At 55.0% G+C, this 4,833-nt stretch carries 3 protein-coding genes; 2 read left to right on the top strand and 1 reads right to left on the bottom strand.

The window, feature by feature from the left end:
• Positions 1-1,679 (bottom strand): translation elongation factor 4 (gene lepA / locus B3M32_RS00835; RefSeq protein ID WP_290742460.1); only part of this gene is annotated, 1,679 nt, incomplete at its 3' end.
• A 146-nt stretch (positions 1,680-1,825) separates the two neighbouring features.
• On the opposite strand from lepA, the gene B3M32_RS00830 reads away from it, so the two are divergent.
• Together B3M32_RS00830 and B3M32_RS00825 are read left to right on the top strand one after the other, a co-directional pair.
• Positions 1,826-4,126 carry a hypothetical protein gene (locus B3M32_RS00830; RefSeq protein ID WP_290742457.1) on the top strand — a complete coding sequence of 767 codons (2,301 nt, stop codon included), beginning with the start codon at positions 1,826-1,828 and terminating at the stop codon, positions 4,124-4,126.
• Between the two features lie 42 nt (positions 4,127-4,168).
• Positions 4,169-4,702 (top strand): peptidylprolyl isomerase, encoded by a 534-nt coding sequence (locus B3M32_RS00825; RefSeq protein WP_290742454.1) that lies wholly within the window; start codon positions 4,169-4,171, stop codon positions 4,700-4,702.
• Positions 4,703-4,833 lie beyond the last annotated feature (131 nt).

The raw sequence follows: 4,833 nt of genomic DNA, 5'->3' as shown, positions 1-4,833 counted from the left end.
TCGCCGCCGTAGCACTTGGCAAGGACGTCCTTGCGCACCGCTTTCACGGTAGAACGGCTGATGATCTTTCCGCCGATGGCGCCCTGGATGGCCACGTCGAACTGCTGGCGCGGAATCAGGTCCTTGAGCTTTACGCAGATGGCGTTCGCGTAGGTGTTGGCCTTGTCGCGGTGGATAATCACCGAGAAGGCGTCCACCGGGTCGCCGTTCAGCAGGATATCCAGCTTCACGAGGTTGTTGCGCCTGTATTCGCTCGGGGCGTAGTCGAGGCCCGCATAGCCGCGGCTTACCGACTTGAGGCGGTCGTAGAAGTCGAACATGATTTCGGCGAGCGGCAGGTCGTACTTGAGGATGACCTTTTCTTCGTCGAGGTATTCCATGGTCTCGAATTCGCCGCGCTTTTCTTCGCACAGCGTCATGAGCGCGCCCACGTAGTCCTTGGGCGTAAAGATTTGGGCCTTCACGTACGGCTCTTCGATGTGGTCGTAGCGGCTCGCGTCGGGGAGCTTGGAGGGGCTTTCGATTTTCACCATCGTGCCGTCGCTCATGTACACGTGGTATTCCACGTTCGGCACGGTCGTGATGATGTCCACGTTGAATTCGCGGTCGAGGCGTTCCTGCACGATTTCCATGTGCAACAGCCCGAGGAACCCGGTGCGGAAGCCGAAGCCCAGTGCTTCGGAAGTTTCCGGTTCCCAGCTGATGGCGGAATCGTTGAGGCGGAGCTTTTCCAGGGCCTCGCGCAAGTCCTTGTAGTCTTCCGGGTTGATGGGGTAGATGCCGGAATAGATCATCGGCAAGATATCCTTGTAGCCCGGGAGCGGTTCTGCGGCGGGTGCTGCCGCGTCGGTGAGCGTGTCGCCGATTTTCACGTCGCTGATCGTCTTGACGTTCGCGAGCACGTAGCCCACCATGCCTTCCGAAAGCTCGGCGCGCGGGTCGCGGTGCATGCTGAACGTGCCGACTTCGGTCACCATGTATTCGCCGCCGGTCTTCATCATGCGGATTTTCATGCCGGCCTTGAGCGTGCCTTCCACAATGCGGATGTAGTTGATCACGCCGCGGTAGCTGTCGTATACCGAGTCGAAAATCAGTGCCTTGAGCGGCTTGCCGCTGTCGCCGGTGGGGGCGGGAATCTCGTCGACGATCTTGTCGAGCACCTGCTCCACGTTCAGGCCGGTCTTCGCGGAAATGCGCGGAATCTTGTCGGGGTCGTAGCCCAGAAGGTCGCCCACGAGTTCGGCGACGTGGTCGGGTTGTGCGCCCGGCAGGTCCACCTTGTTGAGTACCGGGATGACCGTGAGGTCGTTTTCGATGGCGAGGTAGAGGTTAGAAAGCGTCTGCGCCTCGATGCCCTGGCTTGCGTCCACCACGAGGATAGCCCCTTCGCAGGCGGCAAGCGAGCGGCTCACTTCGTACGTGAAGTCCACGTGCCCCGGCGTGTCGATCATGTTCAGGATGTATTCCTTGCCGTCTTTCTCGTACACCATGCGGATGGCGTGCGCCTTGATGGTGATGCCCCTTTCGCGTTCCAGGTCCATGTCGTCCAGGAGCTGGTTGGTCATCTCGTTCTTCGCGACCGTCTTCGTAAGTTCGATCATGCGGTCGGCCAGGGTGGACTTGCCGTGGTCGATATGGGCGATGATACTGAAATTTCTGATGTTGTCGTTTTGCGGCATAGATGCGGTAAGTATGTCGTGTTGAATCGTCTAATTTTTCGGGGTAAATATAGAAAGTGTTTCTTGCTTTTTTTGTTATATTTGAGTCCGAGTGTGAAATTATCAATAGAAGTGAGATAGTTTTTATTCTAAAAAAGGGGCTAACCTTGCGTAACATTGTAATTGAAGGTGTTTTTATCGCCTTTCTTCTCGCCGCCTGCGGCGATGATTCCAGCAGTTCCAGCGAAGAACCGAGCAAGTCTTCGGGATTGGCGACCGTCGAAACATTCGACGACCTGGTGCACTGCACCAAGAGCCACTACGGCGAAATCGTGTTCGTCGAAGAAGAAGACGCCTATTTTGAATGCACCAGCGAGGACTGGGTCGAGGTGGATTCCGCCAAGGTCGACAGCATTCTCACGGCAAGCTCCAGCAGCGGCGATGAGGACAAGCCCAAGTCCTCCAGCAGCGTGAAGGCGGACAGCTCCGAAGTCGCGAAGGTCGAAACCAAGAAGGTCGATTCCGTGACCGTATCGGGCCTCGCGCAGAAGGGCCCCTACGCAAGCGGCTCCGCAGTGACCGTGTATGGCCTAGACAGCGCACTCGAAGTGACCAAGACCAAGTTCACCGGGAAGGTTTCGGGCGATAGCGGTGCGTTCAAGGTAGAGAAGATTGTGCTCCCGAGCCAGTTCGCCCTGGTGCAGGTCTCCGGGTTCTACGCGAACGAAATCTCGGGCAAGAACACGAGCGGTACCAAGACGACCCTCAACGCCATCGTGGACCTTTCCGCGGGCAAGGACGTGAAGGCCAACGTGAACCTCTTTACCGAACTGGAATACGCCCGCGTCAAGCACCTCGTATTGAAAGAGAAGTTCAACGTGCCGGCCGCCAAGAAGCGCGCGACCAAGGAACTTTTGGCCGTGTTCGGCGGCAAGGGCGGTGACGACCTCACTGCGACTTCGCTTTCCCTTTCTGACACGAACTCTGCCGGGACGGCGCTGCTCTTTGCCTCTGTCTTGTTGCAGGGCGACCTTTCGGCCAGCAAGTTCGGACTCCGTCTAGGGGACGTTGGCGACCTGTTCGCCTCGACCGGTTCCCTGGACAGCGATACGCTCCGTGCCGCCCTCGCCGATTGGGCGAGCAAGGCTGACAGCGTCGACAACTTCGCGGCTATCCGCAAAAACGTCAAGGACATGAAGCTCGCGGCGGCCGTCCCCGATTTCGAAAAAGTCCTGTACACCTTCTGGACCGCCGAATACAAGCTCGGCGCCTGCACCGACAGCCTCGAAGAGACCATCAAGAAGAACGAGAACAAGCTGAGCGACAACTACGGCGCCGGCTACGCCTGCACCAGCAAGCACTGGCACAAGAGCACCGTCCTCGACACGGAACTGGGCCTCTGCCTTGAGAAAACAGAAAACACCTTCAAGGAATACAAGGACGGCAAGGAAACCGAGTATTACGTTTGCAAGTCCGGAACCTGGAACAAGATTACCGCGACGCAGTACGAACTGAAGGAATGCAGCGAAAGTCGCGAAAACGAATATGTGGCGACAAAGTCTGGAGAATACTTTGTCTGCAGTGCAAAGCAGTGGGTCGAAGTGGATTCCGTTGCCTTTGAACTTAAGCTCTGCACCGAAAAGCGCAACCTGGAACTTACCAAGGCGAAAGATGGTGTGAGCTACGTATGCGAATGGGATGGCTCCAAGGGGGCCTGGCGCAAGGCGAGCGATGCCGAAGCCGAACTTGGTGCCGTATGCGGTGACAAGAACAATCCCGACAGCACGTTCAAGCAGGGTGACGAGAAAATCTACGTGTGCCTCGCCAAGGAATGGAACGAGTCGGACGGAAACTCTTTTGAACTGAAAAAGCTTTGTGGCAGTTCGAATGAAAACGCCCGTGAAAAATCCGACAAGAATAACTATTTCGTCTGTCAGAAAAACGGCGATGAGTGGGGGTGGAATTCTATCGATTCCCTTTCTTACGAATTGGGTCTATGCACCGAAGATTATTCCGATGGTTTTGTAAAATCCGGTAATGCCTATTACGCCTGCGTAAAAGACAAACAACAGTGGGGATGGACTGCAATCGATGCCCAGACCTATGAATTCGGATTCTGTACGGAAGAATTGAATAGCTATTATCGCGAAGCGACTAATGGAGATAAATGGCTTTGCGTGGATAAAAAATGGAGCTTGATTGATGACGGTGTCTTTGCAAATTTATGTTCGAATGTGGGTGGAAAGCAGACTTGCAAGGTCTGCAATGACAATGTGATGATGACCTACTTGGTATATGAAGGGTATGTCTGCTGGTTCAAGAACGTCGGTGATGATAAAGAGTATTATTGGCGTGAAGCCAAAGACACTGAATTGGTAACAGGGATGGTGTGCTGGAAAGGAATAAAGGGGAACAAAGTCGAAGGCTTGACGTGTTCCTTGGTTGAAGGATACTGGGTTTGGAAATAACGATGGTTCGTTTCCCCTGAATTAGCTATATTGTACTTCGTTATGGTCAGAAAACATCTTTTTGCTCTATTGGTTCTGCTTTCGGGGCTTTTTAGCCTTGGTTTTGCCGATGGCAAGGTCTTCAACAAGGACTATAGCGGAATCCAGGCTATAGAGGCCACCATCACCACGCACGAAGGCGTGATTGTCGTGGACCTCAATTTCAAGGAGGCCCCCAATACTGTCGCCAACTTCGTGGAACTAGCCAATAGCGGCTTTTACGATGGACTCGTTTTCCACCGCGTGATTCCCGGCTTCATGATCCAGGGCGGCGACCCCGACGGCAAGGGCACAGGCGGTCCTGGCTACACTATCGACAACGAGCCGAATTCCCTGAAGCATGAAACCTGCGTGATCTCCATGGCCAACCGCGGCCCGGACACCAACGGTTCCCAGTTCTTTATTACGCAGTCGCCGCAGACGCATCTCGACGGCAAGCATACTGTTTTCGGCAAGGTCATCAGCGGCTGCGAAGTCGTGTACCGCATTGAGCCGAACGATCCGATTTTAAACATCAAAATAGTGGAAAAGAAGTAAGCTATGAGTTCTAAGAAAGAGACCAAGAAGTCCGCTCCGGCTAAGAAGGCTGCTCCTGCCAAGAAGGCCGCCCCTGCGAAGAAGGCTGCTCCTGCCAAGAAGGCCGCTCCCGCGAAGAAGGCTGCTCCTGC

It is taken from the genome of Fibrobacter sp. UBA4309, from assembly GCF_002395745.1.
Classification (GTDB): Bacteria; Fibrobacterota; Fibrobacteria; order Fibrobacterales; family Fibrobacteraceae; genus Fibrobacter.
The sequence above is the reverse complement of the archived record's forward strand: the minus strand, read 5'-3'. Positions and strand labels throughout refer to the sequence as shown.

Bases quoted from the DNA above. Each gene is read 5' to 3' on its own strand.
- B3M32_RS00825 (WP_290742454.1), top strand. From the start codon at position 4,169: ATGGTCAGAAAACATCTTTTTGCTCTATTGGTTCTGCTTTCGGGGCTT.